This window comes from Candidatus Limnocylindrales bacterium (genome assembly GCA_035559535.1).
GTDB lineage: Bacteria > Moduliflexota > Moduliflexia > Moduliflexales > JAUQPW01 > JAUQPW01.
The window spans coordinates 110,064-136,430 of sequence record DATMBG010000021.1 but is presented as its reverse complement, the minus strand read 5'-3'; the positions used below and the strand labels follow the sequence as shown (position 1 = coordinate 136,430).

20 protein-coding genes are annotated in these 26,367 nt (G+C 44.9%); 10 read left to right on the top strand and 10 right to left on the bottom strand.

The features are described from left to right. Positions 1 to 2 precede the first annotated feature (2 nt). The 8 genes from VNM22_06450 to VNM22_06415 all read left to right on the top strand — a co-directional run bounded on the left by VNM22_06450 (position 3) and on the right by VNM22_06415 (position 13,329). Positions 3 to 1,298 (top strand): glycosyltransferase, encoded by a 1,296-nt coding sequence (locus VNM22_06450; GenBank protein HWP46786.1) that lies wholly within the window; start codon positions 3 to 5, stop codon positions 1,296 to 1,298. A gap of 43 nt (positions 1,299 to 1,341) precedes the next feature. Then, a complete protein-coding gene (locus tag VNM22_06445) occupies positions 1,342 to 2,349 on the top strand; it encodes a GDP-mannose 4,6-dehydratase (protein ID HWP46785.1) in 1,008 nt (335 codons plus the stop codon). A gap of 36 nt (positions 2,350 to 2,385) precedes the next feature. Then, positions 2,386 to 4,140 carry a hypothetical protein gene (locus tag VNM22_06440; GenBank protein ID HWP46784.1) on the top strand — a complete coding sequence of 585 codons (1,755 nt, stop codon included), beginning with the start codon at positions 2,386 to 2,388 and terminating at the stop codon, positions 4,138 to 4,140. A 6-nt stretch (positions 4,141 to 4,146) separates the two neighbouring features. After that, entirely contained in the window at positions 4,147 to 7,119 is a 2,973-nt protein-coding gene (locus VNM22_06435) for a tetratricopeptide repeat protein (GenBank protein HWP46783.1), read from the top strand. 172 nt (positions 7,120 to 7,291) lie between these two features. Further along, positions 7,292 to 8,884 carry a polysaccharide biosynthesis/export family protein gene (locus VNM22_06430; GenBank protein ID HWP46782.1) on the top strand — a complete coding sequence of 531 codons (1,593 nt, stop codon included), beginning with the start codon at positions 7,292 to 7,294 and terminating at the stop codon, positions 8,882 to 8,884. A 9-nt stretch (positions 8,885 to 8,893) separates the two neighbouring features. Further along, on the top strand, positions 8,894 to 10,369 hold the full coding sequence (locus VNM22_06425) for a GumC family protein (GenBank protein HWP46781.1): 1,476 nt from the start codon (positions 8,894 to 8,896) through the stop codon (positions 10,367 to 10,369). After that, positions 10,370 to 11,089, top strand: a complete 720-nt coding sequence (locus VNM22_06420) for a CpsD/CapB family tyrosine-protein kinase (protein ID HWP46780.1) — start codon at positions 10,370 to 10,372, stop codon at positions 11,087 to 11,089. It abuts the gene before it with no gap. Between the two features lie 344 nt (positions 11,090 to 11,433). Beyond that, a complete protein-coding gene (locus VNM22_06415) occupies positions 11,434 to 13,329 on the top strand; it encodes an ABC transporter ATP-binding protein (GenBank protein HWP46779.1) in 1,896 nt (631 codons plus the stop codon). Between the two features lie 195 nt (positions 13,330 to 13,524). Here the strand turns inward: VNM22_06415 and mdh are convergent, their stop codons facing one another. Both mdh and icd read right to left on the bottom strand, forming a co-directional pair. Continuing rightward, entirely contained in the window at positions 13,525 to 14,451 is a 927-nt protein-coding gene (gene mdh, locus VNM22_06410) for a malate dehydrogenase (protein HWP46778.1), read from the bottom strand. 81 nt (positions 14,452 to 14,532) lie between these two features. Then, the gene (gene icd / locus VNM22_06405; protein ID HWP46777.1) at positions 14,533 to 15,777 is read right to left on the bottom strand and encodes an isocitrate dehydrogenase (NADP(+)); all 1,245 of its coding nucleotides are present in this window, start codon (positions 15,775 to 15,777) and stop codon (positions 14,533 to 14,535) included. 185 nt (positions 15,778 to 15,962) lie between these two features. Between icd and VNM22_06400 the strand changes: the two genes are divergently transcribed. Then, positions 15,963 to 16,949, top strand: coding sequence for an ornithine cyclodeaminase family protein (locus VNM22_06400; protein ID HWP46776.1), 987 nt, complete (start codon positions 15,963 to 15,965; stop codon positions 16,947 to 16,949). A gap of 112 nt (positions 16,950 to 17,061) precedes the next feature. Here the strand turns inward: VNM22_06400 and VNM22_06395 are convergent, their stop codons facing one another. From VNM22_06395 to rimI, 8 genes are all read right to left on the bottom strand, one after another. Beyond that, complete coding sequence (locus tag VNM22_06395; GenBank protein HWP46775.1) at positions 17,062 to 17,874, bottom strand: Phenylacetic acid catabolic protein; 813 nt, start codon at positions 17,872 to 17,874, stop codon at positions 17,062 to 17,064. Positions 17,875 to 17,967: 93 nt separating this feature from the next. Beyond that, positions 17,968 to 18,930, bottom strand: a complete 963-nt coding sequence (locus VNM22_06390) for a diguanylate cyclase (protein HWP46774.1) — start codon at positions 18,928 to 18,930, stop codon at positions 17,968 to 17,970. Positions 18,931 to 19,057: 127 nt separating this feature from the next. Then, a complete protein-coding gene (locus tag VNM22_06385) occupies positions 19,058 to 19,597 on the bottom strand; it encodes a VanZ family protein (GenBank protein HWP46773.1) in 540 nt (179 codons plus the stop codon). Beyond that, a complete protein-coding gene (locus tag VNM22_06380) occupies positions 19,564 to 20,322 on the bottom strand; it encodes a ComEC/Rec2 family competence protein (GenBank protein ID HWP46772.1) in 759 nt (252 codons plus the stop codon). The genes VNM22_06385 and VNM22_06380 overlap by 34 nt, the downstream gene beginning before the upstream one ends. 548 nt (positions 20,323 to 20,870) lie before the next feature. Further along, on the bottom strand, positions 20,871 to 21,536 hold the full coding sequence (locus VNM22_06375) for a lysophospholipid acyltransferase family protein (GenBank protein ID HWP46771.1): 666 nt from the start codon (positions 21,534 to 21,536) through the stop codon (positions 20,871 to 20,873). Beyond that, positions 21,533 to 23,734, bottom strand: a complete 2,202-nt coding sequence (locus VNM22_06370; protein HWP46770.1) for a discoidin domain-containing protein — start codon at positions 23,732 to 23,734, stop codon at positions 21,533 to 21,535. Before VNM22_06370 ends, VNM22_06375 begins: the two co-directional genes overlap by 4 nt. 62 nt (positions 23,735 to 23,796) lie before the next feature. Further along, positions 23,797 to 24,708, bottom strand: a complete 912-nt coding sequence (locus VNM22_06365; protein ID HWP46769.1) for a fumarylacetoacetate hydrolase family protein — start codon at positions 24,706 to 24,708, stop codon at positions 23,797 to 23,799. Positions 24,709 to 24,736: 28 nt separating this feature from the next. Next, the gene (gene rimI / locus VNM22_06360; protein HWP46768.1) at positions 24,737 to 25,264 is read right to left on the bottom strand and encodes a ribosomal protein S18-alanine N-acetyltransferase; all 528 of its coding nucleotides are present in this window, start codon (positions 25,262 to 25,264) and stop codon (positions 24,737 to 24,739) included. 643 nt (positions 25,265 to 25,907) lie between these two features. Between rimI and VNM22_06355 the strand changes: the two genes are divergently transcribed. Then, positions 25,908 to 26,285 carry a cupin domain-containing protein gene (locus VNM22_06355; GenBank protein HWP46767.1) on the top strand — a complete coding sequence of 126 codons (378 nt, stop codon included), beginning with the start codon at positions 25,908 to 25,910 and terminating at the stop codon, positions 26,283 to 26,285. Positions 26,286 to 26,367: the final 82 nt, after the last annotated feature.

Sequence of the window (26,367 nt, the reverse complement as noted above, 5' to 3'; positions counted from 1 at the left end):
TGATGAATCAAGAAAAGGCTTCGACTCATACTCCTATCCGTGTTGTACGTATCATTGATCGGCTTAACATTGGAGGTCCGGCCAAGCACGTTACCTGGTTAACCTCCGGGTTGAATCCAAAAGAGTTCGAAACCGTGCTTATCACGGGTATTGTTCCATGGGGTGAAGGCGACATGGGCTATTTTGCCCGTGCAGCAGGCGTCAACCCGGTGGTGATCCAGGAGATGAGCCGGGAGATCAACCTGAGGGACGTGGTAGTCATCCTGAAACTACTCTACCGGTTCTGGAAATTGAAACCCCACATTATCCATACCCATAAAGCCAAAGCCGGTGCCGTGGGACGTATCGCCGGAATCATTTATAAATGGGCAACTCCCTCGATCTTATGGCTCCGTCCGCGTACATGTTATCTTGTACATACTTACCACGGTCACATTTTCCATAGCTATTACGGTCCCTTCAAGACCCGGTTTTTCATCACCATTGAACGGATTTTAGCCAGGCTTTTTACAGATCGGATCATTGCCATCAGTGAACAACAACGTCGGGAAATCTCAGAACATTTTCGTGTAGGAAACCCCGAACAGTTTCGGGTCATTCCGCTGGGTATTGATTTAAATGAGAGGGCTGAAGATAGGAGCAATTTGCGAGAAGAACTGGGAGTAACCCGAGATAAGTTACTCATCGGGATGGTAGGTCGTTTATGTGAAGTCAAGAATCCTGCTCTGCTGCTCGAAGCCGTAGCGCAACTTACCGCACAAGAAGTTCAGGTCCACCTCGTTATGGTGGGGGACGGTCATCTGCGCAAGGAATTGGAATCATTGTCCCATAAGCTGGGTATTTCAGCCCAGGTAACGTTTCTGGGTTTCCGCAAAGATGTCTTATCGCTTTATGCTGCTTTTGATCTGGTGGTACTCACCTCACTTAATGAAGGAACTCCCTTGACATTGCTTGAGGCTTTATGTTACCATCGAGCGGTCATAGCAACAGAGGTTGGGGGAGTTGTTGATCTGATGGGTACGCGCAGAGAATTACATAACGGTTTTTCAATTTGGGATCATGGAATTACCGTACCCGGTCAGAATGCTTTCCTATTTGCCCGTGCACTGAAATATTTAATGGAGCATCCAGAGCTCCGTCGTGAGATGGGAAAACGAGGGCATGCCTTTGTGAAGGCAAATTTCTCTAAAGATCGACTCATAGGAGATATAGAAAATCTATATCGAGAATTAATAAACCGTCCTAACGTTTCAAGTTTCGAGTTTAACGTTTCAACTTCTCAGGCTTTTTTTACCTGAAACCTTCAACTCGGAATCTTCAACCGGATACGGGAGGTAGTACATGAAGGTTTTAATTACAGGCGGGGCCGGATTTATCGGTTCACACCTGGTTGAGCGTCACCTGGATCGAGGCGATGAAGTTTACATTATCGATGATCTCTCAACCGGTACCATCGAGAATATCCGGCATATAAAAACTCATCCTAACTTTACCTATTATATTGATACGGTCAATAACTATCGGCTTACTGCTGAGCTTATTGATTTGTGCGATATCATCTATCATCTGGCAGCGGCCGTGGGTGTCCGGTTAATTGTGGAAAGTCCGGTTAGAACCATTGAGACGAATATCCGGGGTACCGAGATCGTACTGGAGTTGGCTGCTAAGAAACGTAAACGGGTTCTTATTACCTCAACTTCAGAGGTTTATGGCAAGCGGAACCAGGTCCCCTTTCGGGAAGATGATGATTTGGTCATGGGTCCAACCAGTAAGGCCCGATGGAGCTATGCCTGTTCGAAGGCCATCGACGAATTTTTAGCTATTGCCTATTGGAAAGAGAAGCGCGTTCCAACCGTCATTGCCAGGCTATTTAATACGGTCGGTCCTCGTCAAACCGGTCGTTATGGCATGGTAATCCCCAGCTTCGTGCGTCAGGCTCTTACAGGGGAAGATATCACGGTATTTGGAGATGGTTCTCAGAGTCGATGTTTCACCCATGTTTCCGATGTGGTGGAAGCACTGATCCAACTTGCAGAGCATCCCCAGGCCGTAGGAGAAGTTTATAATATCGGTAGTACCCAGGAAGTTACCATCTTAGAACTCGCTGAAAGGATTAAACAGCTAACCGGGTCTAATTCCCGCATAGTTTTCATCCCCTACGATAAAGCCTATGAACAAGGCTTCGAAGACATGCTGCGGCGAGTTCCAGATCTATCTAAAATACATAAGTTGATCGGTTATACCCCGAAAATCACTCTAGATGAGATACTCCTGAGCGTTATTGAGCATCAGAGAGCTAAAATCGCCAAACAAGTTGGTACTCCGGCTCCTGCTGCTTTTCAGATCTAATTTCCCTACCTTCTGAATCAGGTCAATCAATCTCAGATGATTCTCTTAGGCGGACTCTGTACGTGGTTATTGGGATTGGCTCTGACTCCCATAGTCCGGGCCGTTGTATATTGGATCGGTATTGTAGCCACCCCCCGGCAAGATCGCTGGCATAAAAAAGCTACTCCTCTGCTGGGAGGCATTGCCATTTATCTGGCGTTTGGTATAGGTTACCTTCTTTTTGGATCGAAACCCTCGTACATTTATCCTATTCTGATCTCAGGTACCTTACTGTTTTTGACCGGGCTGATAGATGATATTATTCAAATTAAACCCTACACCAAACTCATCATCCAGTTGATTGCTGCGGCCGGGATCGTTTACTTTGGATTGCACTTGCCCTGGACAGGCTATAAGGCCATAAACGATGTCATAACCATCTTTTGGCTGGTAGGGATCACCAATGCCCTTAATCTGCTGGACAATATGGATGGTCTTGCCGGTGGAATAACCTTTATTTCCTGTGTGTTTCTTACGATTACCTTCCTCCTCAATGGACAGACCCCGGAAGCCCTGATTTCGACCCTTCTGGGCGGTGCTGTGTTCGGGTTTCTGGTGTTTAATTTTCATCCGGCCTCTATTTTCATGGGGGATTGTGGCTCTATGTTTTTAGGTTTCATGCTGGGTGGAATCGCTTTACTCAGTGACTATGGCCGTTCACGTAATCTCATCGCAGTTTTATTCACACCGGTTTTAATTCTGATGATCCCCATCTTTGATACCTGTATGGTGACGATCACCCGGAAGTTATCCGGTCGCCCCATCTCTCAGGGTGGACGGGACCATACGTCCCATCGGCTCGTGGCCCTGGGTATGTCCGAACGTCGAGCCGTCCTCATGCTTTACCTTTTTGCGACGGCTTCGGGTATACTGGCGTTGCTGGTTAGAGTCCTAAAAGTCGAAGCCGTGTTATTACTCGTCCCGAGCTTTGCACTAACCATCCTGTTTCTGGGACTTTACCTGGGTAAAGTAAGTATCCAGGCGGCGAACGAACCTCCCATCTCGGGGAATACGATTACTAATGCACTGGCAGATTTCTACTATAAACGTCGTGTCTTCGAAATCTTGCTGGATGTGATCCTTGTGGTCATGGCCTACTATGGGGCCTATGTATTGCGCTGGGATGCCAGTCTACCAGACCAACAACTGGCCATTTTCATCGAAACACTCCCTCTGATGATTATGATACAAATGCCGTTTTTCTTACTGGGAGGGGTTTACAGCGGGTTGTGGCGTTACACGGGAATTGATGACCTCGTCGTCATCGCAAAATCGGTCATCATGGGGGCAACATCCAGTTCAATGGTTGTGTTCACCATCTATAACTTCCACGGACCTTCGCAGGGTGTATTGGTACTGAATGCCCTTCTGCTTTTGGTATTTGTAAGTGCAAGCCGTCTATCCTTTCGATTACTGCGGGTGTTGATTGTAGATCGCTCAAACCTTCTGCCAGATGCAAAACCGGTACTCATCTATGGTGCAGGCGATGGAGGTGAGCTTTTGATTCGAGAAATCCTTAATAATCCAAATCATCGCTACCTGCCGGTAGGCTTCGTGGATGATGATACCCGTAAGACCGGTAAGCTTATCCATGGTTGTCGCATTTTTGATACCCAAAAACTGCCGGATTTGATCCGTACTTACGGGGTTAAAGAGGTGCTGGTCTCAAGTACGAAAGTACCCGAAAGTAAACTGGATTATCTGCGCACCATGGGGGTAAATCCCAAGAGACTAAGGATCTATATCGAGTGATCTTCCATGAACAGATCAAAGGAGGTTAAGTTCTTTTATATTTTTACCCAGCTAGGTTTCCTCTTTCTTGTCTTTTTTACCCCCCTGGCCTTTGGTTCTATAGATCTCTGGGCTACTACGGTGATGCGGCTCACAGTAGGATTTATAACCCTGGCCTGGATCCTGCAGATTTATCTGGAAAGTAAAGAGGAACCATTTTATCTTTTTGTTCGATCTCGAACCCCATTGAATACGCCACTGTTGCTGGGTTTTATCCTCGTGATTCTTAATACCTGCTTTTCTATCTATCCCTACGTGACCAGGGAGTGGCTCTACCAATTTTTAACTTATTGTCTCTTTTATCAGGTTTTAGTCTACCATCTGCGAACCCAACGTCAGTTAGTTGGGCTGGTTTCTATTCTTGTGATTGCTGGGAGTCTGGAAGCTTTTTTTGGTCTTATCCGCTATTTTCAAGGGTTTACTCATTTACTGGGACGGGAAGTTCCCCAGGGTATGATGGCCGGAACCTTCATCAGCCCAACCCACTTTGCCGTTTATCTTGAATTGATAATTCCGCTGGCCATCGGCCTGACTTTCTTAACCCGGCAATGGGAAAAAAAACTCCTTTTAGGTCTACTGGTTGCCATAATGGGAACTGCCCTGGCGCTTTCTTTATCCCGGGGCGGCATCATCAGTCTTCTCCTGTCACTGATTTTTTTAAGTATTTGTCTGGCCATCCGCCGAACAGACCAGAAACCTGTTTGGATCCTCTTAGCTCTCTTCTTGGCCATTTTAACCTATCTGTCCTGGATAGGAATCATGCCGGTCATTGAGCGGATCGAGAAGACCTGGCTAGGTGGCCAATGGGATGAATCCACACTTATCCGACTCACCTTCTGGCAGAATAGTCTAGAACTCCTCAAAGAAGCACCTTTGCTGGGTACCGGCCTGGGTACCTTTCAGTACGTTTTCCTTAAATATGCCCCTTATCTGGGTGAATCCCTCAGGGCCTTCCACGCAGAAAGTATCTACATCGAACTTCTCGTAGATACCGGATTACTCGGATTGATTGTTTTCCTTTGGGGAATCCAACGGGTTTTTCAATCGGCCTTAACTGCCTATTTTTCACCCGAGGAACGATCTCTGAAGCTTCTCACTTTGACAGCCCTTACCAGCGTATTGGCTTTTCTATTCCATGGAATAGTGGATTTTAATCTCCGGGTCCCGGCCAACGCCCTCCTCCTTACCACCATCCTGGCTATTTTAATGGTCTCCTTACGATTCACCACAACCCCTCAAAGGAAAAGGGGAAAGGGGAAGGGTGGAGGGATTTGGAATCCAATATTCCGCTTCCTGTTCTCCCGTTGGCCTATTCTCCCGTTTTGGGTAGGAATATTTCTGATTCTGATTTTTATTTCCTGGACGGCAAAAGCATATCTGGCAGAAGTTTACTTTCACCAGGCCCAGGGTTATCAAAAAAATGGCCGGTGGCAGGAAGCCTTCCAAGCTTATGAAAAGGCTATTCGCCTGGAGGGAGGAAATGCCGTTTATCAGACCGGGTTGGGAAATGCTTATTTGGAAGCAGGAAATAAGCCTGTAACCGTACAAGGAGGTAAGGAAACAGAGGAAGAAAAAGAAAAGATTCAAGAAAATTGGAAAAAAGCTCTGGAATTCCATGCCCGATCGGTAGCCCTTAATCCTTTTGAGCCGGGTTCTCATCTAAATTTAGGATGGGTGTATGCAAGACTGGGAAATCAGACCGCGGCCCTGGCCGAGTTTGAGAAAGCCGTTTTATTATACCCCCGTAACCCTTATTACCATCGGAACCTGGCTCGCTATTGCTTTTTGCAAGGGAAGCCAGAATGTGGAATTTCTGCTTATCGTCAGGCTCTCTTACTGAATATCTCCCAACTTTCCGACGTTCTCGAAGAATGTCTCCTCTATGGAAAACGCTATAACCTATGCGAAGAAAGCGTTCCAAATACGCCGGAAGCCCGGCTTCAATTTGCTCGATTCCTGGTTCACAAGAACCTTTGGTCGGAAGGAGAGGCTGAATATGAGAAAGTTCTTCAGTTAACCCAGAACGATCCCATCTATTGTGAAGAATTTGCCAGATTTTACACCCAACGAGGGAAACCCTTGAAGGCCATTTCTCTTTGGCGCCGCCTCCTGGAGAAAGATCCTGAAAATGTGTCGATTCGTTTTCAAATCGCTCGTGCTTACCAGGCTCTTGGTAGGGGTGTAGGAGTACCCGGATATGGAGAAACCAGAAACAATGAACCGGGAGAAAAGGAAAGTGGGAAGAAAGCATTGGAAGAATATGAGAAAATTGTTGAGATAAAACCCGATAATATTCAAGCCTGGCGAGGAATAGGAGAGGTATGGATTCAAATGAAGCAACCGGAGCGTGCTTTGAAAGCTTATCATAAGGCGCTGGAGTTGATGCCTCGGCAACCGGAACTTTATGGACTCCTGGCAGAAATATACGTGCAAATGGGTAACCTCCCTAAAGCCATCGAGGCCTATCAAGATGCGATAGGTTTACAACCCCTTGAACGGAAGTATTACGAGGGGTTGGCGAATCTTTATCACCAGATAGGAAAACCCTTTGAAGTTATTACTACCTGGAATCGGTACCTGGATATAAGGACTGATGATGCAGTAGCCAGACATAAACTGGCCCTGTATCAGAACCAGATGGGAAACTGGTTAGAGGCGGTTAAAGAAACTAAAGTAGCCATCGCTTTAGATTCTCAAAACGTATCCTATCGACGCTTCCTAGCAGATCTTTACCTGAGCAAGGGGATGATTTATGAGGCTACCCAACAATGGGAAGCAATCGTTCGGAAGAACCCTAAGGATCCTGATTATCGACTCCAACTGGCTGCTCTCTATGAGAAGCTTTCTCGATTTGATAAAGCGCAGGAAGAATATGAGGCCGTATTGAATCTTCAACCAGGCAATCAAATCGCCCAAAAGAAAATTAAGAACAGGAATTAAATTCTACCCCATTGTTTTGGTTTCTAAACTCCTAATTTAACTTGACAACTCCTTTATTTTAGATTAATCCGCGGTAGTTTCAGGATATTAACTTTAAAGGCTAAAGACTGAATTGTTAAATCAGAGTTTGGAAGTTAAATCCTGAGGCTTGTCTTGAGGGATGAGGTGTTACATGAATCATCGGATTAAGTTAATTTTTGTGTTAAGTCTATTACCTCTTTTACTGACGTATTGTGCCGGTTCTTCTTCGAGAACCAAGGCCCCGGCCGGTCCAGAGTTATCCTCCCCGTCCCAATCCGGGATTTCCCCCTCAAAATTATCTACAGTAACTCAAGTTACCCATGCTTATCTCGAAGGGATCGATCGGTTCATTTTTGAATTGGATCGGGAGGTCCAATATAACCTCTTACAGACCCGGAATAAACTCATTATGGAGATACCGGATACCGTGATAAATCCCCCTCATCAAGAGATTCCGGTTCAGAATGGTCAAATCAAGTCAGTAACGGTAGAGCAAATTGGAAGCTCTATGGTTCGGGCTATTTTTACCCTGACCGATGAACAGGTTGCCTATAGCCCTAAGACGTTGGAGCGACCTTTTCGCATCATACTGGATATCAAGAAGATATTACCCACGGCTATCCCAGGTTCCCCTAAATCCGAAGAATCTGAGTCTTTAGCGCTATCTTCTGAAACTTCCGGAGAATCATCTTTACCACCCAATCCGCCCTTAAAGCAGATAAAAACTCCGTCTATGCAGAAGCCTCAACCCCCGCTTTCTTATACCGGATCCTCCTCTGGTCCCCCTCAACCCTCTTCGGCTACGATATCTACATCCAGGAAAAAATCGACTTTCCTATCGTCCTCCCCTACTTCTCGATTTTCTCCTTCAGATATGAGTACTTCGCAAGGCTATCTCATCGGGCCAGGGGATGTTTTCAGGCTTACGGTTTCTGGAGAGGAGAGTTTGAGTAAAACCTATACGGTTTCCCCGGAGGGTCTGGTAACTTTTCCCCTTTTAGGGGATATCCGGGTTGAGGGTCTTACGGTCAACCAATTGGATGAAAAAATCACGGAGTTATTGGCCAGGGATTATTTGGTGGATCCTCAGGTTGCCGTAGAGTTAGTTAAACTCCGGTCCAGGAAGGTCAATATTATCGGAGCGGTTCGCCAACCTGGGTCTTATGAACTGACCGGAGATAGTCGGGTTTTAAGTACCCTATTGAGCGCCGGCGGACCTTCTTCCTTTGATTCAGAATTAAAAATTCTCAGATTGTCTCAGAAGGATCTCGAAGGCAAAGAAGGTATGGAAATCATTAATCCGATTGTTGTGAATCTTCGGAAATTGTTCATTCAGGGAGATATAAGTCAGAATATTCCACTTCAAGATGGGGATGTACTCATCGTATCCGAAAATGAGAAAAGATCCCGTGCCACCGGAGGCCCTTCATCTTTGGAAAAAGGCCAGGGAGTAGGACAAACGTCCCCATTTGTCGGCACCGGTCTGATTTATGTATTAGGGAGTGTGAAAAATCCAGGGGCTTATGAGTATCAGAATGGAGATACCGTGTTAGATGTTGTTCTGCGAGCCGGAGGATTTACAGACTATGCTGCAAAAAATGGAACTAAAATTGTTCGAGAAATCGATGGGAAGACGGAAACTTTCAAAGTTAAAATGGAAGATGTGGTAAAGAAGGGAGTTCGAGATAAAAATCCACCCGTCTATCCCGGGGATATGATTATTGTCCCGGAGAGCTTCTTCTAGGAGGTAAAGATGATGACCGAATGGAAAGAAGGAGAAGTAGCCCTTTTGGAAGGAAAAGCGTTACACCTTATAGATTACTGGATAATCATTCGAAGACGGCAATGGGTCATCCTGCTGGTTTTTATCACTTTGGCGTCTACGATTACTATTGGAGTTTATTTGCAACCAGACCCCCAACCCTTCTATGAAGCTGTCGCAACCCTCATTATCGATTCTCAGAAGCCGGCTTTGGTTACCGTAGAGGGTGGAAAGTCTGCCTATGAAAACTATTTTGGTGAATCTTACGATTTAAATACCCAGTTGGGCATCCTCAACAGCAATATTATGGCCGAGCGGGTGTTGACGACGTTGAAATTAGCAGACCCGGAGAAGGATCCGGCCGGTTATGAAACTGCTCTGGCCCAGTATCGAAAACAGGTGGTTATTTCCCAGGTTCCTGGAACGTTGATGGTTAAGATTCTGGCTAGAGATTCAAATTCAGAACAGGCTGAAAAATTAGCCAACACTCTGGCCGATGTGTACATCGACTACAACCTTCAAACGAAGCTTACAGCGGCTCGACGAGCGGTAAGTTGGTTGAGTGAACAGATTGTAGATCTGAAAGCGAAGGTTAAGGAAGCTCAGGAAGCTTTACAGAAATTTCAAAAACAAAATGAAATTTTTTCCCTGGAAGGAAATCAGAAGGTTCAATCGGAAAAACTGGCCGAACTCAATACCATGTACGTCCAGGTTAAAGAAAAACGTGTAGAAGCAGAGACTTTATTGAACGAGCTAAAAAAGTTTCAGGATCAGCAACCAACCTCGGCAGCAACCGTTGCCAACGTAAACCTGAGTATCCCTTCTTTGATGGCTCTCAATACCGAATTGGTCAATACCGAAATCGAACTCACCAACCTCCGGCAAACCTATAAGGAGAAACATCCAAAGCTTCAACAGGCCGAGTTAAAACTTCAAACTTTAAAGGATAAAATGAAAAGTGAAGTGGAATCCCTTTTTAAGGCTAAAGAGGCCGAAGTAACGGTTTTAAAAGCCAGGGAAAGTGCCCTGTTGGATTCCATCAATCAATACAAGCAAGAAACCATCAACGATAATAAAAAGGCGGTAGAATACGCGGCTCTCCAACGAGAAGTAACCGCGAATGAAGAACTTTATAATATTCTTCTTCGTCAATTGAAAGAAACCAGTGTAACAGGAGGCCTTGAGAAAAATAATATTCGAATCCTGGAACGGGCTAAGGCCCATGATATTACTCCAAGTAGAAACCGTGTGCGAAATATTTTGATTGGTTCTGTCATTGCCTTGATTTCAGGCCTGGTGGTAGCTTTTTTGACAGAGTACTTTGACCGATCGATTAAAACCCCAGCTGATGTGGAGTATTATTTAGGACTACCGGTTTTAGGTATCATCCCGAAGGTGATACCTGAAAAGAAACCTCTTTCTTTAGAAAAAGAACCTCTTGTCCTTATAGAAAAGGGGAGTGATTAAATGAAAAGATATAGATTAAAAGAAGAAACCAGATTTCTGATTGACGAAGAGAAAACACCCCGGGCAGTCTCAGAATTCTATCGAACTCTCCGGACCAATCTTACTTTCTCACAGGCGGATCATCCTATTCGTTCCTTATTAATTACCAGTAGTGTCCCTGAGGAGGGAAAGTCTATGACGGTGGCGAATTTGGGAATTACTTTTGCCCTGGCCCAGAATAAAGTGCTTCTGATAGATTCCGATTTACGTCGTCCGATTCTTCATCACTTGTTTGGACTTAACAATACCAAGGGTTTAACCCACATGCTGGTAGGAACTGTGGAACCCGATGAAATTTATCAGGCTACGCGAGTGAATAACCTCTGGGTTGCAACTTGTGGTTTAATCCCTCCTAACCCTTCAGAATTATTGAGTTCCCAAAAGATGCAGGATTTTCTTAAGCTCGTTCAAAAACGTTTTGATATGGTTTTGTTGGACTCCCCCCCTGTTACCTCCCTAGCCGATGCAGCTATTTTGTCTTCTCTGGTCGGCAATGTGCTTTTGGTTGTTCTGGCTAATAAAACCAGCCGGGATATGATCTTAAGAGCCAGATACCAGTTGGAAACGGTCAATGCCCGGATTGTTGGAGTTGTTCTAAACTCCGTGGATTTGAAAAAAGAAAGATATTACTACAACTATTATTACTATTATTCTTCCTATTATAGTTATGGAGATAAATAAAAAGGAATAGAGAAAGTTGGATTTCCTACAACATTCTTTGCTCCCCAGTGCCTGCCTGAAACAAGGACCCGGTCGGAGTTGTTTCATCTTGAAACGGAAAGCTCCTTCCCCTTAATCCCTCCTCATCTTTAAAAAATATTCTAAAAAAATCTTCTAAGTAGAAGAGAGTTGATTATTTTTTACCTTGATAAAGAATGGAGGCTATCAAAGATGGCTTCGTAGCTGACCCATGAGGAGGGTTATTCATGATTCTTAGGTTGTACTTCTGGGACCCGGGTCTGTTCTCTACTTAGCCAGGTTCAGAAGTAAGCTTTGAGAAGTTAAAAAGGGGAGTAAGGATAAGTATGGCTCTAGGGAATTGTAGGGGAAAAAATCGTCACAGGTATTTTACTTTTCACTGGAATCCGGATCTATCCAAAGGCAGGCAAGATAAAACTACCTCAGCCGGTCCTCTTCGTCGATTCTGGAAATTTGTAGCCCCCTATAAACATCTCGTTATTTTGATGACGGTTTGCGGGGTTATCCGTTATAATATTCCTCTTGTCTTTCCCTGGACGTTTAAAGTCCTGATCGATGAGGTCCTTATCAATCCCAACCGGGATACCTCTCAGAAGTTTCGAACTTTACTTATTATTGTCTGGGGATTGGTTTTTGTCTATGTGATCTATGCCCTGGCTACTTTCGGTCGCAGTTATTGGGCCGGTAAAGTGGGTCAGCGAATCATTTTCGATTTTCGTTACCAACTCTATCTTCACCTCCAACGCCTTTCCCTGGGATTCTATCAAAGCCACCAAACAGGAAGTGTCGTAACCCGGATCATCAACGATATCCAGGTCGCCCAAAGTTTTGTGGGTTCCGCGATTACCAATGTTCTTATGGATATCACTTCCTTGATAACGAATTTAACTATTCTTTTTTACCTGAATCCCCACATGGCCTGGGTATCTCTGAGCATCTTTCCGTTGTATATCCCTTCCATGATCTTTTTTAGCCGGAAACTGCGAACCTTAACCCATATCGAGCATTCCAAAATAGAGGAAATCAGCGGAGACCTGCATGAAAAAATCGCCGGAATCGAAGTGGTCCAGGCTTTTACCCGAGAGCATGCTGAGGCACGGAATTTTTTTCACAAAAGCAAAGAATATTTCAGGCTTGTTATTCAAAAAGTTTTATACAGTTCTGCTTCCAATACCCTGACCGATTTTCTCACCTCCATTGCGCCGGTCATTGTTCTAGGCTATGGGGGTAAATTGGTTTTAGAGGGTCGCCTTTCTCCAGGGGCTATTGTGGCCTTTTATGTTTATTTAAGGCAATTATACGATCCTATCAAACGCCTGACGGAATTGAATCACGTGTTGCAGACGTCTTTAGCCGCTATGGAACGGGTGTTTGAATTTTTCGATATTTTACCGGAAGTCGTAGAGGTTCCACAGGCCAGACCTATCCAAATTTTGAAGGGGGAGATTGTCTTCAAAAATGTTTCCTTTGCCTATGAGAAACAGAAAGGGGTTCTTCGCGGAATCGATCTTCAGGTAAAACCGGGGGAAGTTTTAGCTCTGGTAGGGCGGAGTGGTGCAGGTAAATCGAGTCTGGTTAAACTGATCCCTAGATTTTATGATCCCCATGAGGGGGATGTTTTCATAGATGGGGTGAATATCAGGCAGGTAAGCTTAAAATCCCTCAGGAAACAGATAGGGATGGTAATGCAAGAGAATATCCTTTTTAGTGGGACCCTTTTCGATAATATCCGGATGGGAAATCCGGAAGCTACGCGAGAGGAAGTTATAACTGCCGCAAAAGCAGCCCATATCCATGATTTTATTATGTCGTTACCCAAACAATACCATACAGAAGTCGGGGAAAGGGGAATTCGGTTATCCGGAGGTCAAAAACAAAGGATTGCCTTAGCCCGGGCTTTTTTAAAAGACCCTAAAATTCTCATTCTGGATGAGGCGACCTCGGCCCTGGATTCTGAATCGGAAAATCTTATTCGAGATGCACTGAAAAAGCTAATGAAAAATCGGACGACTTTGATTATCGCCCATCGACTCTCCACAGTGATGAATGCCGATCGAATTGTGGTACTGGAAGAAGGAAGAATTGTGGAAATGGGGAATCATGAGGAACTTTTGAGGCAGCAAGGTCTTTACGCCCGGTTGTATGCTGAGCAATTTAAAAATAGTTTTCTCTACGATCCAGTATCCGGGCGTAAGGGTTTTTCAGAGGTTGGTTTTTTATGACCTAATTCCCTCCCCGCCCCCCTTCCCCCCGCATGCGGGGGGATCGAAGGGGGAGGAGGGGCTGTCTGCTTGAGGGCCTGCAGGGTCGTCCCTGCCCAGGGTGCCACCTCTTCAGAGGGAATGGATAGAATACGACCTCTTCAATCAGGATGAGTATAAAGAGCTGGACCTCTGTTCCAGGAAACCCCAGGGTCGTTATAAGGTCAGTCTTTCCATGGATTTTCGCACATCTTCCGCCGAAGTCCTGAGAGCCTCGCTTTCTTCTTTCGTGAGCTCGATTTCGAAGATCTTTTCAATACCGTTTGAACCTAATAAAACAGGTACACCTACATAAACACCTTTGATCCCATACTCTCCTTCCAGATAGGCAGCACAGGGGAGAATACGCTTTTTATCTTTAAGAATGGCCTCTACCATTTGAATGACCGCTGCGGAGGGGGCATAGTAAGCACTTCCGGTTTTAAGCAGGTTTACAATTTCTCCCCCCCCCTTTCGGGTTCTATCCACAATGCGAGCGATTTGTTCCTGGGTTAAGAGTTTTTCGATGGGAATCCCGCCCACATTGGAGTAGCGGACCAGGGGAACCATGGAATCTCCATGCCCTCCCAAAACAAAGGCCTGGATATCTTCCACAGAAACCCCTAATTCCATGGCAATAAAGGTTCGAAACCTTGCCGTATCTAAAACCCCGGCCATTCCAATGACCCGATTTTTCGGAAATTGACTGACCTTCAGGGCCACATAGGCCATCACATCCAGAGGGTTGGAAACAACAATCAGGATGGCTTGAGGGGAAAGGGCTACAATCTTTTCTGTAACTTCTTTCACAATCCGGGCATTGATGTCCAGGAGATCCTCTCGACTCATCCCCGGTTTCCGGGCAATTCCGGCGGTTATAACCACCACATTGGATCCTCTGGTTTCTTCATAACTGTTGCTCCCGATGATTTTTACATCATAGCCTTCGATGGGTCCTGCTTCTTGAAGATCTAAGGCCTTTCCTTGAGGAACTCCTTCGATAACATCGACCAGGACAATATCTCCTAATTCCTTCGTACAAGCCCAGTGAGCCGCCGTTGCTCCGACATTACCTGCACCTACAATGGTAATTTTCTTACGCATCTTTTACCTAAAGGGAGAAGGGGAGAAGGGATGCTACATCTTCCCTTCTCCCCTTCTTCCACCTTCTTTGAGTATCCTTTTCTACATATTCTCTATAATGGCATTTCCAAATTCCGAAGTCTTGAGTTTTGTAGCTCCTTCCATGAGCCGCTCCAGGTCATAGGTAACTCGCTTCTGCAGGATAGTTTTCTCGAGTCCTCGCGTGATCCGGTCAGCCGCTTCGGTCCATCCCAGATATTCCAAAAGCATAACGCCAGAAAGGATAAGGGATCCGGGATTTACCATGTCTTTATCGGCATATTTGGGGGCTGTACCGTGGGTAGCCTCAAAAAGGGCAATATAATCCCCTATGTTACCACCCGGGGCCATTCCAAGCCCTCCAACCTGGGCCGCACAGGCATCAGAAAGATAATCTCCGTTGAGATTGGGAGTTGCAATGATATCGTATTCATCCGCCCGGGTTAAAATTTGCTGAAACATGCTGTCGGCAATCCGATCCTTTATGATAATCTTCCCTTCCGGAGCTTTCCCCTCATACACTGCATTTACTTCATCTTCGGTAAGGGTTTGATCGGCAAATTCTTCCTTTGCCAGTTCATATCCCCAATCCCGGAAAGAACCTTCGGTAAATTTCATGATGTTCCCCTTATGGACTAAGGTAACACTTTTACGCTTACGCTCAATGGCATAGCGAATAGCTTTACGGACCAATCTTTTAGTACCTGTAATACTGATGGGTTTAATTCCAATCCCCGAATCTGCCCGAATCTGAACTCCCATTTCCTGGTTTAAAAACCGAATAACCTTTTTCGCTTCTTCCGATCCCTCCTTCCATTCAATCCCTGCATAGACATCTTCGGTATTTTCTCGAAAGATAACCACATTCATTTTCTCCGGATTACGGACCGGTGTGGGAACTCCCTGGAAATAACGAACCGGTCGAATACAGGCATAAAGATCCAACGTCTGCCGGAGAGTTACGTTCAAGCTTCGGATTCCTCCTCCAACAGGAGTTGTTAGAGGACCCTTGAGGGCTACAATAAAATATTCAATGGCCCGCAAGGTATCTTTAGGTAGCCATTCATCGTAGAATTTTTTGGCCTTTTCCCCTGCATAGACCTCAAACCAGATGATTTTTCGACGTCCCTGATAAGCTTTCTCTACTCCGGCATCCAAAACACGTTGAGTGGCGCGCCAGATATCCCGTCCGGTTCCATCGCCCTCTATAAAGGGAATAATCGGTTGGTCTGGAACCTTGAGATGGCCGTCTTGAATTTCTATTTTATCTCCTTCCGTAGGTACCTTCAATTTGTCAAATGTGATCATATGATGTTTAATCCTTCGAAGGGTTACTAAAAATTTAACTGTTTTCCCTTTACTCCTCTTGTTCTATGCCATAGAATTAAAAAACTAAAAAGAGGATTCAAACTACTCCACCATCTTGGTGGATCTTTATGGGATTGTCAAGAGTTTTCTTGGTAACGACCAGGAGTCGAGGGAGCTGGAAAACCATGATGAGATTTCTTTCACAAAAAGACCTTAAACAACTTCTCCGTATGGAAGAAGTTATCGAGGCCGTGGAGAATGCTTTTCGAGAGTATGGGGAGGGAAAGTATCGGATGCCTGTCCGATTTTCCCTGGAGATTCCGGAGTTGGAAGGAACTCTACTTTTGATGCCGGCCTTTTTAGGAGGTTCCGAAGTTATGGGGAGCAAGCTGGTCTCTGTTTATCCTCAAAATCCTCAAAAGGGGCTCCCTTCGGTGATGGCCCTGTACATCTTAAATGATGCGAAGACCGGACGACCTTTAGCGGTTATGGATGGGACCTATCTGACAGGTATCCGAACAGGGGCCGCTTCTGCCATAGCCTCTAAGTATTTAGCCCGTAAATCTTCTACGGTTTTAGGTATTTTTGGTGCGGGAGTTCAGGCAGAATTCCAATTATGGGCCCTTAAGACTTCTTTTCCGTTGAAAAAAGTTCTGGTCTATAGCCGAACCCTGGCCAGGGCGGAGATGTTTGCCAAGGAAATGAGCAGAAAGTATCAGATTCCCGTTGAAGCTATGTCCCGACCGGAAGAAGTCGTCAAGGACTCGGATATTCTGGTAACGGCTACAACCTCTAAAGTACCTGTTTTTCAAGGTCGGGAGGTTACGCCGGGAACTCATATTAATGCTATCGGTGCTTTTACCCCTCAGGCCCGCGAGGTCGATGAAGATCTGGTTCAGGCGGCTAAAATTGTTGTAGATACCTATGAAGGGACCCAGACTGAAGCAGGAGATCTCCTGATCCCGATTCAAATGGGGCTTATCACCCTGGAGGATATTTATGCAGAGCTGAGTGAACTGGTGATGGGACAGAAGGCCGGACGCACCAACGATCAGGAAATTACCTTGTTTAAATCGGTAGGAGTTGCCATTGAAGATGCGGCTACGGCAAAGCTGGCTTATGATAGGGCCGTGCAGCTAGGAGTCGGAACTATTCTATACAATGAAACATAACAGAATACCGTAAAGCTCTTCCTCTCCCTGATCCCAGGATACCCGGCCCTCCATCTTCAAGATCCTTGCCTGCCGGACCGGAATCTATAAAGGGAGAGTTCCCAAAGAGCCATTAACCCGGAATGGCCGCTTCTTCGCTTACCTTCTCCCAGTTGGGTTTCCATTCCGGTAGGGTTAACCCAACCTGTTCTACAAACTCCTTCACTTCCCTGGCAAAAGCCTGACGAACTTCCTCGTTGTCTCGTTGTTTAAGACCCAGTTTACGGTAAAGTTTATTACGAGGGGAATTCGGACGGCCGAAGATGTTCATGGTTCGCGGATACCATCGGTTTAAAGCCTCTTGAATTTCGTCCCGTGTAGCCGGATCCTGGGCCATACGCTTTACCCAGGTTTCTCCATGGGAGATATGCATACTTTCTTCTTTGAAGATACCTTCCATGGCTCGACTCCAGGGACCGTAACTGCAATGCAAGGCATCCACCAGTTGATGACCTGCACCCCGATCCATACAGAAGTTGAACATGACAAAATCGGCCCAGGTTTCAATGGGATAGTAGAAAATATTGACCCGGGCATCTCCGGCCACACGCCGACTTCCAAGATCCATCTTATCGCTCACCCTCAGGGTATAATCATACTGCTTAAACCGGGCCTCCATATCGACCCCCAGATCTTCCAAAAGCTTATACATAACCCGAGCATGGCGAATTTCATCTTTGACAATGGTCGCTACGGCTAGAGCTTCGGTAATATTAGGAGCTTTCATGATGATGGGTACGTAACCATAAGCTCCCGCCAGTTCAGAATCCGCCTGCATGAGCATCAGATGGATAAGATTCTCCCGATACTCCTCGGTCATTTCTTCGGGAGATTCTATTTTCTCCCCCGCCCGAATCTTGGCCATCATTCTTTCCTCTTTTTCCATGTCAGAACCTCCTTCCTAGGTCTTTTTTATCTTTTTAGGCAATTATGTTTATCTTTTCATATAATTATGCAAAAATCCCACCAAACCTAGAGATTAAGAATTATCGGTGGAAATAACGGTTTGATTTCTCCCTAAACGCTTGGCCTCATAAAGAAGACGGTCTGCATAACTGACCAGGTCGTTGGCCGTTTGAATTTTTTCATGGGGGTAAGTTGAGATACCCAGACTAACGGTTATGTTTAAGATTTGGTCCTGGCAGGGAAACTCTGCCATGCTGACACGGACTCGAATACGTTCCCCCTCCAGAAAGGCCCCTTTTATGTCGGTATGGGGTAAAAGAATAGAAAACTCCTCTCCCCCATACCGGGCGGCTATGTCGGTATGTCGAATGCTGGTTTTGAGGATTTCTGAGAAGCTCTTGAGAATTTTATCCCCTTGCAAATGTCCGTAAGTGTCGTTGATTTTCTTGAAGTGATCGATATCTAACATAATACAGGATAGATTTAAGTTATGGCGTACTGCTTTCGCAAACTCTTCGGTGAGACGTTCGTAGAAATGTCTATGGTTGTAAAGCCCGGTTAATCCATCGGTAACGGCGATCCTTTCTAAGTCTCTATTTTTTTCTTCCAATTCATTGTATAACTCCTTTAAACGTCGATTCTTCTCCTCGAGCTCGTCATACAGCATCTTGATTCGCAGGTTAGCTTTGATGCGGGCTACAAGCTCTAAATTATCAAAGGGCTTTGTAATATAATCGGTACCTCCAGTCTCCAGTCCCCGGATGATATCCTTTAAATCTCGATGGGCTGAAGAAATGAAAATAATGGGAATCGTCCTGGTTTCCTTTGTTTCTTTAAGGATTTGACAGACCCTGTACCCGTCAATTTTAGGAATTTGGACATCAAGGAGAATCAAATCAGGTTGCTCTTTTCTGGCCTTTTCAATAGCTTCTACCCCATCTTCGGCGGTTATAATCTGATAGTTATATTGCTTCAGGATTAAGGAAATAAGGAGCAAAATATTAGTATGATCGTCAACCACAAGTATTTTTGCCATGAAGTGTATTTTCTTAAAGCTTTAAGGAGATTTGGAGATATCCCTCATCAAACCCCCGAAAAAGACTATTCAATCTTCTAAGGATTACCCAAGGCTTCCGGACAAATCAACAAATACCCCCTTAAGATTAGGTATGGGGAGAAGTGTTCGGGTTTAATAAAATTTTATAAACCAGAATTCCTAAAATCCCGGAAAGTCCATTCATGAATACATCCCGTATATCGTAAATCCGGTTTGGTAAAAGTCCTTGAATACCTTCATCGATCCATCCCAGAAGGAAAGTTAGACCCACAGCCCATAGATAAAGTGATGGGGGAGGGAAAGTGTGGGCTAAGGCTCGGAGGGAAAGGTAGCCCATAACCCCATATTCCAGGAAATGGATCCGTTCTTCCGGTAAAGGAAGTTGCTTAAACAGGTACACATATATTCCGAAAATCGGAACAAGGAATAAGTAGGAGGTCCATCTCTTTTGCCCCATCTGAATCAGAAAGAAGGTTCCCATGGCTAGGATGAAAATATTCACAAAGGGGGAATACCAGGATCCTAAACGTTGTCGGAGAAAGGTGGAAACCAGCCGGGCGTGGTAGAGTGTTGCGTAGACGATTCCGGTATAAAGAATTAAAATAAGCCAATCTAAGGCTTTTTGTTTGAATTTGTAAGGTTCCATAGGGTTAAACCATCGGTTGCCAGACGGATCGTACCCATCTGATCGGTCCTTAAAATTTTAATCCCCAATTGTTGATATAATTCCAGGGTTTCAGGTAAAGGGGCTCCATAAGGGTTTTCTCCTACGGAAATAACTACCAGGTCGGGTCGAACGGCCTCTATAAACTCCCGAAGCGTGGCATGCCCATGGTGTCCGGCCTTGAGAACATTGGCCTGTAAAGGAACTCCGGCCAGGAGGAGCTCTTTTTCAGCTCTTGGGCTGATATCTGCGGTAAATAAAAAACTTATATTCTTAAATTTTAATCGAATTCCTATAGAACTGTTATTCAGGTCTTCGTCTACCTGAACCGGGTGAAAGATCTCCATACTCAGTTCCTCGGATTCAAAGAGCTTCTCTCCCCGTCTTCCGGGTTTATAGGGGATATTTTTATTTTTGATGGCACTTACAAAGGCCTCTGGAAGCAAATCCGAGGTCAGGGGGTGGCTTCCGAAGACTCTATCCACCTTAAAATGATTCAAAACCTCGGCAAGTCCTCCAATATGATCCGGGTGGGGATGGGTAGAAACGACCAGATTTAAGTGGGTAATCCCTAATTTTTTGATTTCGTCTACGACCCGGGCTCCATATTCAGGATATCCCCCATCGATAAGGACATGTCGGCCTTCCGGCAATCGTATCAAAATGGAATCTCCATATCCCACATCGAAGAAAAAAACTTCCAGCAAAGGGGACCCTCCTGCCAGGGTTGAAAAAAAGGTGAAAATAAGAAGCAAAGGAAACATATTGACCTCTCTTAATTAGAATGGGTCCTATCCATCCTGGTGGAATAGGGGACAGCCTCCCCCTCCCCTCTGAAAAGGTTGCATGCCGGGTAGGAATGATCCTGCGGCTTTTAAGGGTATTTTTTGGACTAGTCCCTCCAACTCCCCTTCCTTGTGAGGGAAAGGGAGAGATCTTGGCGTGTATACACCAAGTTCCCCCTTCTCGACGCGGGAAGGGGGTTAGGTTAGCGAAAAGATACTCTTGAAAGCAATCCTGCAGGGTTACCCTCACGTAGGCAACCTCTCCCTGGCTCTCCCGCATGTGGAGAAGGCCTGGGTGAGACGGTCCCTATCCTTTTTACCAAATTTCAATACCCATCCGGTATTACCTGACCGGGCTATCCTTTCTTAGCGAATGGGTCTGGAACTACAGAGCCTGTAAATTTGGGATTAAAGGTATTTCCCTTCCTTAAGGGAGAACAGTATTAGTGAATGATTTTATTTCTTAAATGTCAAGAAATTTTCCATCGACAATACTGATCCGCTTCTTCTGTAATCCGGTTTAATTCTTTTTGTAATTTTTCCTGATAATCAACAATCATTTGCTCTGTTGCCTTTGAAGGTACAAAAAACGGCTCTCCAAAGAGGACCACAGCCTTTGAAAAAGGATAGGGAACTAAGAATCGATCCCAACTCTGAAACTCCTTATATCTTTTAGCTGAAGCCGTTACCGGTACAATGGGGGCGCCTGTTTGTTGGGCGAGATAGATAACTCCAGGCTGAACGTGATGGGCCGGCCCCTGGGGGCCGTCCGGGGTAATGGCCACATCATAACCCTCCCGGATCGCCTTGATCAATCCAAGCAATCCCCGTACTCCACCCCTTGTTGAAGAACCCCGAACGGTACGGAACCGGGCCCATTGAAGCATTCGACTGAGGTATTCCCCATCCTGACTTTGACTCACCAAGACCGTAATCCCTCTATTTCGATGGCTATAAACCAGAAGCAAAAGCCGACCATGCCAGAGCGTATAAATCAGGTTCGGAAATTGCTTTCGCAACTCGGCATGGGAGGCCTCGTTAAGAATGGTTAAATCCAGGGTTTTCCCTAAACCGTAGAGAAATCCTGCTGCCAAGGGAGGTAAGAGATATATCAGGGGAGAACGGAACGACTTCATTTATATACCTGAATTTCATGGATAGACCAGGCCCATTGTTTATCTTGACCTGTCTGGGAAATTCGGATAAATTTAGTTTTTATAGGTTGGGCAAAGACAAAATCTAACCGGGGTTGTTTGGGGGTTTGAATAGCCGATTCGGCCAAAGATAGCAGAGATCCCGGAAGAAGATTTACAGGCTCCCACCCGGTTCCATCGGTGGAAACCTCCACCTGGAACTGTCGAGGATATTCTGGCATGGAAGACCCCATATTTAAAAGGACTCCAGAGATCGGGGAAATATTTTCAAGTTCCAGCTCGAAATACATATCCGGCTTTTGGGGAGTCTTGGTTGTCCAGCGAGTTTTTAAATTCCCATCCACGGCCAGTTTAGCCTCTTCTGAATTATAATTTGAATGGGCTACCCGGATCTCCTGCAGGCTTTGTGGGCTTAAATTTACCGGCTTCCTATTTTCTAGACCCTCTTTTAATCCGTTAATTTCGTAAAGATAGGCTTCTCCAAATTTTTCCCGAAGGATAAGCTGATCATCAAAACATTCTAAGTCTTGCAAGAGTTTGCGGACATACCAGGGTGGATACGTTTCTGAATGGATAATCAAATACCGGGTCCCCAGTCGTTGAAGAATCTGAATGGAGGTCTCATCAGGAAAAGTTTCCATAACTTGATGGATTAAAATAGCCAGTGGGGGAGAGAATCCACTATATCCGTTTATAAGTTTTTTCCAATGGTACGTAGAAAAATATACGTAGGGGGCTTCCCGCCAGTAATCCTGTAAGTTCGACTGAAGGGGAAGTTCAAAAATGGGAAAGTCCCCTTCCTGTTTGGCCAGCCATTGGTAGACTTCCGGAATCTGTTCTCCGACAGGTACTTTATGGAGAGAAAGAGGTGTTGAGTCGTATTCCACAACCAATAAGGCCGAAAGTAAGGCACAAACTAAAAATGGAGTACGAAGAAAGGACAGATATCTTTTATTTTGCTTGCTATTTCCTGTATTCCTGAGTAAAGGAAGAACTCCATATCCGGCTAAGACACTGAGGCCGAAGGATACCATCATTCCCCATCGAGAGGGAACCCTTAGCCCTTTAAATCCAGGTACGTGATGGTATAAAATCCCGTAAGGCCCCTCCAGGGTTATTCCAAAAAGGTGGAGTTGAGGTCCCAGAGATAAAATTCCAGCTAAAATAACCATAAATCCATAGGCCCCGATAACAGGAACATTTTTTAAAAATAAACCTCTCTCCGGGAAGAGCGTTCTCCATTTTAAGGGACGAACCGCGAATAAAATACCAAGGCCGGCAAACAGCAGAGCCAGGGTTCCGGGAAATAGCATCGCTTCTGTTTTGGCAAAACGAACTAAAACTTTTCCATATAATTTATTGAAGTGGGGAACTCCCAAGTAGTTCTTAAGATCCGCAGAAAATACTTTGACCTCTTCCAGGGTTCGGGTAAAACCCATTTCCTCCTGTACCTTAAAGTAGGGACGGCTGACCGGATAGAGAACGAGAACCGACAAAATTACAAAACCTCCCAGTTTACTCCACAGGGAAGATAGAAAGTTTCTCCGGGAGATTAGTCCATAGGCAACCAGCCAAATTCCCAGGGAGAGGGAAAGAAACAAAGCATAATAACTTGAGGATAAAGCCTGCAGGATGAAAAACAACCAGAAAAGAAAAAGATCTCTCCAACGATGGGTTTCTAAGAGGCGATGAAGGAATAAAAAACAGAAGGGAATCCACTGGGTGGTCAACAGTTGCAAATGGCCCAGGTGGCTGAACTTATAAGGGCCAAAGGCAAATATAATTCCGGAAAAGAGACCGGCATACGGGTTATGGGTTAGATGTCGAACCAGCAGGTAAGTTCCAAAACCTGAAAGTATAAAGGAAAGCAGAAAGACGCCATTATGGGCCAGGATGGGATTTTGGGAAAGGAGCAGTATGGGAGCGGCAAAGAGACTGCTGGCCAGAAGATTCTCGGAATAAGCCAGGACATTTTTATAGGGATAAAAGATATTGGCCTGGAACAGGTTTTGAGGGTCGGTGAACAGCTTATGGACATCCCAGGCCAGGATCCAGGTGGTTAACAGGGGATCTCCGTAGACGGCAAACACCGAGGAGTTTAAGTGAAAGACTAAAGGATACGTCAATCCCAAAGTAAAAAGGGTAAAAATAAGTAAAACTGTCAGGTGCGAAGATTTCAAGCGTAATGCGTAATGCGTAATGCGTAATCGATCTCAAATAATTAGGCACTACGCAGGATATTTTATAGCTGTTTTACCGGATTCGATAACGTCCCGATGCCGTCCACGGTGATTTCCACATAATCTCCTTCCTTCAAGGCATATTCATTAGGTATCATGATACCGGTTCCTGTGGAGACAGTGGTTCCCATCGGAACAAAATTATCGCGATGCAGATATTCACTCAGCTCTTTAAAGGTACGCTTAATCATGGAGGTATGGACTGAACCCTCAAAGATGGGCTTTCCATCCCGAAGAATCCTACAGGTCATATTGAGATTATAAGGGTCTATCTGGGAGGTTGTAACCAATACAGGTCCCAGCGCACAACAACCCATAAAGATCTTAGACTGAGGAAGGTAAAGGGGATTCTCCCGCTCAATGTCCCAGGCAGAGACATCGTTGGAGATGGTATATCCTAAAATATCCTGATTTTTACCGATTACAAAGGCTATTTCCGGTTCTGCAGCCGTTAATTTAGAATCGCTGCGGATGGTGATATAATCATTGGGACCTACACAACGGGGAGTGGTGGCTTTAAAAAACAATTCCGGTCGGGGATTGTTGTAAACATAATCATAAAGGCTACTTCGGGCCTTCTGTTGGAGGGTTACATCTTCATCCCTCATCTCGGCACTTCGCTTGTAAGTGACCCCGGCTCCCCAAACTTCAGGAGGAAAAATAGGAATTAACAGATGGGGCTTAGATTTATCCGGGGGAATATTTAAGGCCCTAAAGGAGAACCCAGTTGTTTTTTTTGCCTGATCCCATTGACGTTGAAGGAAAGATTCGAATCCTTCCCCTGCTTCATAAGCAGCTTCCATCAAGTCTATAACGCTTCTTCTGTTTTTCTCGGTAATATCCAGGATCACCTCTCCATCCAGAATCCCTACTCGAGTTCCTTCTCCGGGAAGATAAAACTGAACGAGTTTCATAATTTAAGTGAAAATCCAAATTCAGGGGTCAGAATTTAGAGTCTTCTAAATTCTGACTCCCAAATTCTGGCTTCTGGTTCTTATCGTTTTCAAACACATATTTCATAACCAGGGCATCTTCTCGATTATCGGTATAGTATCCCCGACGCATTCCTGTTACCTTGAACCCCATTTTCGTGTAAAGATGTTGGGCATTCAGGTTGGAAACCCGCACTTCTAGAAAGGCATGGCGAGCACCAGTTTTTCTCCCATAATCTAAAGCCACCTGAATCAGTCTCCGGCCTATTCCCATCTTTCTAAACCTGGGATGTACAGCAATATTGATGATATGAATCTCATCGGCTACCGACCAAAAAAAGATATAGCCTGCTATAACTGGCTTTTTGGTGGGATCTTCTTGAATTTTTGCGATGTGAGCATGGGAAAAATCATGTCCTTCTAGCTCCGAAAGCAACATCTTCCGAGACCAGGGAGCCACAAAGGAACTTCTCTCTATTTCTGCAATAGCATCGATATGCTTAAGACCGGCTTTTTCAATAATAATTTGGAAAGGCATAGATAAAAATACACCTGACTATTATACCATCCTCTAAACTCTACTCTACTTATACACCAAACCCCGTAAAGGTCAAGAAGAACTTTCCGTTAAGTAGCTGTAACAATTTCCTACGAAATGGATACAGATCCTTCCGTTAAGATCCAAACGGATAGGTTTAATTACCATTTCCTTGTTAGGAAGGCTTTAAGATCAATCGAGACGATTGACCTACTGGTAACTTGCTAAACTCTTTATTCCTCTCAGGATTAAATTTTTCCCGTTTCAAGATGGTATTTAGCTATATTCGGAATTAAACTATGCTAAGGGGGGAAATGGTTAAAAAATTTTTTCCCTATTGTTACTTTATCACAAAGGGTGGAGTTAGGTAGTGATAGACTATCCCATAAGATGAATAAAGTTAAACTATCTGGCAGTAAAAGCGTCTAAATATTAGATATTCTACAGATAACCAGGATCAGAAGAAAATTGTAATTTTATCTTTGAGAGGAGTCGATTGATTCTCGACAAATCAGGAAAATGCGTCTGATTCCCAAACTTGGCATTAGATTTGATGGTTAAAGAGGTTCAGAAGGAGAGGGTTTGAAGTCAGAAGCTAGAAACTAACGTTATTTAGATTTCTGGCTCCTGGCTTCCAGGTAGAATGTCCTACTTTCATAAATGGAGCGAATTTCCTGAAGTCCAGGGGTTGCGTGCTGGTGCGAGTCGAAGGACGGTAAGCGGTCAAAAAATTACAATAGTTAAAGCCGAAATTCGACCCGGAACCCAATTTGATGGGAAGTTACATAGTCATCCTTCGGAACAGATGGTACTGATGTTGGAAGGACGACTCAGGCTCAGGATAGAAGATGAAGAACGGTGGATAGAGCCTGGAGATGTGGTTTGTATTCCGGAAGGGTTATACCATGGTGCGACCGGAGTAGGAGAATCAGGAGCTAAATATTTTGAAATCTTTTCTCCTATTCGAGTTGATTATTTAATAGGCTATTTAGGTCCTTCTCAGATAAAGTTCCAGGAATAACTGCTTAAATTCCGTGTTTTTAGTCGGTGGTCTGGGTTATAAACTCTGCTTAGAGGCTTTCGCGATAACAGATAAAAGACAC

Bases quoted from the DNA above. Each gene is read 5' to 3' on its own strand.
- VNM22_06450 (HWP46786.1), top strand. From the start codon at position 3: ATGAATCAAGAAAAGGCTTCGACTCATACTCCTATCCGTGTTGTACGT.
- VNM22_06445 (HWP46785.1), top strand. From the start codon at position 1,342: ATGAAGGTTTTAATTACAGGCGGGGCCGGATTTATCGGTTCACACCTG.
- VNM22_06440 (HWP46784.1), top strand. From the start codon at position 2,386: ATGATTCTCTTAGGCGGACTCTGTACGTGGTTATTGGGATTGGCTCTG.
- VNM22_06435 (HWP46783.1), top strand. From the start codon at position 4,147: ATGAACAGATCAAAGGAGGTTAAGTTCTTTTATATTTTTACCCAGCTA.
- VNM22_06430 (HWP46782.1), top strand. From the start codon at position 7,292: ATGAATCATCGGATTAAGTTAATTTTTGTGTTAAGTCTATTACCTCTT.
- VNM22_06425 (HWP46781.1), top strand. From the start codon at position 8,894: ATGATGACCGAATGGAAAGAAGGAGAAGTAGCCCTTTTGGAAGGAAAA.
- VNM22_06420 (HWP46780.1), top strand. From the start codon at position 10,370: ATGAAAAGATATAGATTAAAAGAAGAAACCAGATTTCTGATTGACGAA.
- VNM22_06415 (HWP46779.1), top strand. From the start codon at position 11,434: ATGGCTCTAGGGAATTGTAGGGGAAAAAATCGTCACAGGTATTTTACT.
- mdh (HWP46778.1), bottom strand. From the start codon at position 14,451: ATGCGTAAGAAAATTACCATTGTAGGTGCAGGTAATGTCGGAGCAACG.
- icd (HWP46777.1), bottom strand. From the start codon at position 15,777: ATGATCACATTTGACAAATTGAAGGTACCTACGGAAGGAGATAAAATA.
- VNM22_06400 (HWP46776.1), top strand. From the start codon at position 15,963: ATGATGAGATTTCTTTCACAAAAAGACCTTAAACAACTTCTCCGTATG.
- VNM22_06395 (HWP46775.1), bottom strand. From the start codon at position 17,874: ATGGAAAAAGAGGAAAGAATGATGGCCAAGATTCGGGCGGGGGAGAAA.
- VNM22_06390 (HWP46774.1), bottom strand. From the start codon at position 18,930: ATGGCAAAAATACTTGTGGTTGACGATCATACTAATATTTTGCTCCTT.
- VNM22_06385 (HWP46773.1), bottom strand. From the start codon at position 19,597: ATGGAACCTTACAAATTCAAACAAAAAGCCTTAGATTGGCTTATTTTA.
- VNM22_06375 (HWP46771.1), bottom strand. From the start codon at position 21,536: ATGAAGTCGTTCCGTTCTCCCCTGATATATCTCTTACCTCCCTTGGCA.
- VNM22_06365 (HWP46769.1), bottom strand. From the start codon at position 24,708: ATGAAACTCGTTCAGTTTTATCTTCCCGGAGAAGGAACTCGAGTAGGG.
- rimI (HWP46768.1), bottom strand. From the start codon at position 25,264: ATGCCTTTCCAAATTATTATTGAAAAAGCCGGTCTTAAGCATATCGAT.
- VNM22_06355 (HWP46767.1), top strand. From the start codon at position 25,908: ATGTCCTACTTTCATAAATGGAGCGAATTTCCTGAAGTCCAGGGGTTG.